General features: G+C 42.1%; 6 protein-coding genes. All 6 read right to left on the bottom strand.

Translation table 11 applies throughout. The annotated features are described in order from the left end of the window. Window positions 1–450: 450 nt before the first annotated feature. The 6 genes from pstC to AB1797_13285 all read right to left on the bottom strand — a co-directional run bounded on the left by pstC (window position 451) and on the right by AB1797_13285 (window position 3887). Complete coding sequence (gene pstC / locus AB1797_13310) at window positions 451–1338, bottom strand: phosphate ABC transporter permease subunit PstC (GenBank protein MEW5768564.1); 888 nt, start codon at window positions 1336–1338, stop codon at window positions 451–453. A 13-nt stretch (window positions 1339–1351) separates the two neighbouring features. Next, entirely contained in the window at window positions 1352–2200 is an 849-nt protein-coding gene (locus AB1797_13305) for a phosphate ABC transporter substrate-binding protein (protein ID MEW5768563.1), read from the bottom strand. A 174-nt stretch (window positions 2201–2374) separates the two neighbouring features. Then, window positions 2375–2848, bottom strand: coding sequence for a hypothetical protein (locus tag AB1797_13300; protein MEW5768562.1), 474 nt, complete (start codon window positions 2846–2848; stop codon window positions 2375–2377). Then, window positions 2835–3263 (bottom strand): HEPN domain-containing protein, encoded by a 429-nt coding sequence (locus AB1797_13295; GenBank protein MEW5768561.1) that lies wholly within the window; start codon window positions 3261–3263, stop codon window positions 2835–2837. The genes AB1797_13300 and AB1797_13295 overlap by 14 nt, the downstream gene beginning before the upstream one ends. Further along, on the bottom strand, window positions 3250–3555 hold the full coding sequence (locus AB1797_13290; protein MEW5768560.1) for a nucleotidyltransferase domain-containing protein: 306 nt from the start codon (window positions 3553–3555) through the stop codon (window positions 3250–3252). The genes AB1797_13295 and AB1797_13290 overlap by 14 nt, the downstream gene beginning before the upstream one ends. A gap of 2 nt (window positions 3556–3557) precedes the next feature. Further along, window positions 3558–3887, bottom strand: coding sequence for a DUF3883 domain-containing protein (locus AB1797_13285; protein ID MEW5768559.1), 330 nt, complete (start codon window positions 3885–3887; stop codon window positions 3558–3560). Window positions 3888–4358 lie beyond the last annotated feature (471 nt).

The raw sequence follows: 4358 nt of genomic DNA, 5'->3' as shown, positions 1-4358 counted from the left end.
ATAAAAGTATGGCAAAGGCGATCTTTTGTGATATTCTTGGATCTGGTCTTCTCATAGCGCCGAACCTGTGCTCTGTCTTCTGTTATCGTAACCGTTCAGCCACAGATGCACACAGATGAAACACGGAGAATCCGTGAGCCGTGTCCGTGATTAGGGTCTGTCCTTAGGCTGTAGGGACAACCCTTGTGGTTGTCCGTCTACGGAACGGACATGGACAAGCACGGACAGGGACAAGGCCCTGTCCCTACACTTCCGCCTTCTGTCCTGTGTTATTTATCCGTGCTAATTCGTGCATACCTGAACGGTTACATAAATTTTTATCCGTGTCAATCCGTCTCATCCGTGTAATCCGTGTGCTATTATTAGTAATCTTTGTGTCTTTGTGCCTTAAAGGCTGAATAGTTACAAAAATTCCCCCTCAACTTTCATTACCCCCTGAACGGTTACCTGTTATCTTATTTCCCTATGCAGAAAGATATCAGCCGTAAGGTTTATCACAAAACTTATGGCAAAAAGCACAATGCCAATGGCAAAGAGGGCCGCATAATGGTCGCTGCCCTGGACAGTCTCTCCCATTTCCGCGGCAATAGTCGCGGTAAGTGTTCTTACCGGTTGAAACAGGGAGTGGGGAATTCTGGCCGCATTTCCGGTTATCATCATTACCGCCATAGTTTCTCCGATCACCCGCCCTATGCCCAACATACAACCAGCGATTATTCCCGGTGAAGCGGCTCTAAGAACCACCCGCCAGATCGTTTGCCATTTAGTTGCCCCTAAGGCCAGCGCCGCTTCTCGGTATTGTTTGGGAACGGCCGTGATGGCATCTTCGGTAATACTCACAATAGTAGGCATAGACATCAGGGCCAGCATAATAGAGCCTGACAAGGCGGTAAGGCCAGTGGGAAGATCAAATAGGGTCTGCACCATGGGCGACAGAACCACTATACCAATAAAGCCAATTACTACGCTGGGAATGGCCGCCAGGAATTCAACCCCTACCTTGACTACTTCTTTCACTTTTGGAGAAGCAATCTCCGCAATAAAAACGGCGCTGGATACGCCTAAGGGCAAAGCCAGAACGGCGGCTCCTCCAGTGACAAAAAAAGAACCCAGAATAAGAGGCAGGATGCCAAAAGAAGGTGGCTCGGAAATAGGATGCCAGGTCTGGCCAAACAGGAAATCAAGTGGGGTGACTATCTTAAACACAGAAAGTCCCTCTTTAAGAAGAAAAAGAAAGATTAAAGTCACTATGAGGATGCAAGTTACACCGCTGAGCCTGATGATGCTTTCGATCAAGCCCTCTTTAAGGTGCTGTTTACTCCATCTCTTTTTTAGCATGTTATACCCCTCTTTATTTCGCCGCTACCGGGACAAAGTCGATCTTTAGGACAATCTCCTGTCCCTTCTGGCTCAATATAAAATCGAGGAATTTCTTCACTAGCCCGGTTGGCTCGCCGTTAGTATACATCAGCAGAGGGCGAGAAATATGGTAACTGCCGTTGGTTACATTATCAACTATGGGAAGCACAAAAGGGGAGTTTTCGTCTTTAGCTACCTTAATGGCCTTCTGTTTCGGACTAATATAACCCATGCCATAGTAGCCAATAGCCTTTGGATTTTGGGCAATTTCGTCGGCCACTGCCTGGGAAGATGGCACAAGTAAGGCCTCTTTACTGTATTCTCTCTGACTAAGCACATGCTCTTTGAAGTAGACATGTGTCCCCGAGTTAACCTCACGGGAAATAATCACTATATTGCCTTCTTTACCACCTACCTCCTTCCAATCCGTGATCTTGCCGGTAAAGATATCGGAAAGCTGGGGAATAGTAAGTTGCTCAATCGGATTAGAGGGATGGACAACCACCGCCAATCCGTCAAGGGCAACCGTAATCTCTTTTGGCTCAATTCCTTTCTTTCTGGCCAGTTCTATCTCTTTTCCCTTCATCTTTCTGGAACACATAGCGATATTACAGGTTTTATTAAGAAGAGCCGCAATTCCGGTTCCCGACCCACCTCCGGTGACCGCCACATAAGAACCTGGATTGGCCTGCATAAATGCCTCACTCCAGGCCTGAACAAGGTTGACCATCGTGTCCGAGCCTTTAATCTGAATCGAGTTGGCCTTATCCTGGCCTTTTCCACAGCCAATTAGGCTCAAGCACATCAGACTTACCACTACTGCCCTTAGATTTTTTGACATCTTTTAGCCTCCTTATACTCTAGTACCTTGTCAAGTTTATTAAAGTAAGTTGAATATTTTGTCGATACATCTATTACCTGGTTTGGCAATTCACCACCAAAGACGATAGAATTAAACTAAAGAGGCTGTACCCACAAATACTAACTTGACAAAGCACTGGCTTCTTCCAGAAGACTAAACTTCCTGCTTCACCTTCTCCAAAAGCTCTTTAAATTCTTCGATGGATGAAACCTTTACTGCCTTTCTTAATAAAAAATCACATACTTTCATCCCTTGCAATCCTTGAACCTCATTTTCTAATTTAGGAGAAACAAACTCAAATCGCTCTGCTAAAACTTCCAAAATACTCCTTTCTATCCCCTTTTCTATCCCCTTTTCTATCCCTTTTTCTATCCCTATCATTTCTCCTTCTTGCAATATCTCCTGATAAAATGCGGATTGAACCATAATATCCCTCCTTTTCAAGATCTTATTCACCAATGAGGCCGGAAAATTTATGGTGGAGAAAATCCTTAGGGCCACGTAAGCGTCTGCTTTCTGTTCTATATCCTCCACCTCTTTTTCTATCAGCTCAGCGGCTTCACTTATTAGCTCCTCCCCGCTTTTATCCGTCTTCATTAGCGGCAGAAATGGTTTAATTTCTTGCATTTGTTCCTCCTTTAAGTTCTTCCATTACCTTAGCTATGATCTTCCTTGCGAAATCAACTGCTTCTTCAGCATCTTTTACCGTATATATTTCATAAGGAACTGCAGGCGGCGCCAGTGCATCGGGGTATCTTGTTGGGATGTAATATCTATCTAAAATTTTCCCGCATTCAACTATTTCTTTAAATTTATCGTGATATTGCAGACAATTTTCTGCAAGTTTTTTTACAGAATGAACCCATAATACAGGTCTACCTGTCTTAAAAATAAGATATGCCTTTAATGCTACTTGGGCTGATTGTTCGCTCATAAAACAAGAGGCTGAATATAATTTTGCATTAAGATTATTTTCAGCAACTTGCAAGTTATATTCTGCCTGTTTCAGCCATCTTAATGCTTCCACCTTATTTTCTTTCATATACTACCCTCCCTTCTTTTAACACATTCTCTATAAAAGGATTCTCCCATTCTACCATTCTTTGAAATTCTTCAGGAGTATAAACAAAGACATCCACCTGACCCAAATCATTATCAATGAGTTTCGCCACCTCTATTAGTCTTCTTATAAATCTTTTCTTTGTCTTTTTAATAACCACAAAATCTAAATCACTGTATTCATCTATCTCTCCTCGGGCATAGGAACCAAAGAAGATGACTTTCTCTGGCTTGTATTTCTTTATACATTCAATTACTCTTTCAATATTGTTCATCTTTATCCTCTTTTGAATATTTCTTTTGCGGCGTATTCCAATTTATTTGCCGGGTCAGGAATCGTCTTTAGCTCATAATCAGATTCCGTTGGATTCCACACTACATATAACCAGTATGTATCCCTTAATTGCTTTCCCTTGAGCCACTCATTTACTGTAAGCCGAATATTCTCCCCTCTTCTTCTACCCTTAACCTCAATTCTTCTAACCTCTCTGTAACCAGTTTTAGGGTCTGCTTGACCTAAGCTTCTGATGTCAAAGCCCAATTTTTTCATAGATACATCTTCAGGTTCCCAGCCTCTTTCTTCTTCATACTGCATAACGATATTCATTGCTAATTTTTCGCTTCTTTCTTTTTCTTCTTCAGATTCTAAAAAATTTGAAACTTCAGGAAACTCACCAGGGGGTAAGACAAAAAAGGATGCTACACAGCTAACTGGACCATTGCGAACTATGGTTAAGTCAATTATATTCTATACTTTTGCACTTTTTTGTAACTACTTGAAATACAAATACTTTGTAATAACCTCTCGTCATTCCCGCGAAAGCGGGAATCCAGTAATATCAAGGCTTCTGGATTCCTGCTTGCGCAGGAATGACAAAAAGTGCGAAAGTATAGTAACTTAACATACTGTCCGATCTTTTGGGTCCATTATAAAGCACTAGCTTCTTCCAGAAGACTAAACTTCCTGCTTCACCTTCTCCAAAAGCTCTTTAAATTCTTCGATGGATGAAACCTTTACTGCCTTTCTTAATAAAAAATCACATATTTTCATCCCTTGCAATCCTTGAACCTCATTTTC

The sequence above is a fragment of the bacterium genome, assembly GCA_040753085.1.
GTDB lineage: Bacteria > UBA9089 > JASEGY01 > JASEGY01 > JASEGY01 > JASEGY01.
Note: the sequence above shows the minus strand (reverse complement) of the source record. Positions and strands in the feature narration are given on the sequence as shown.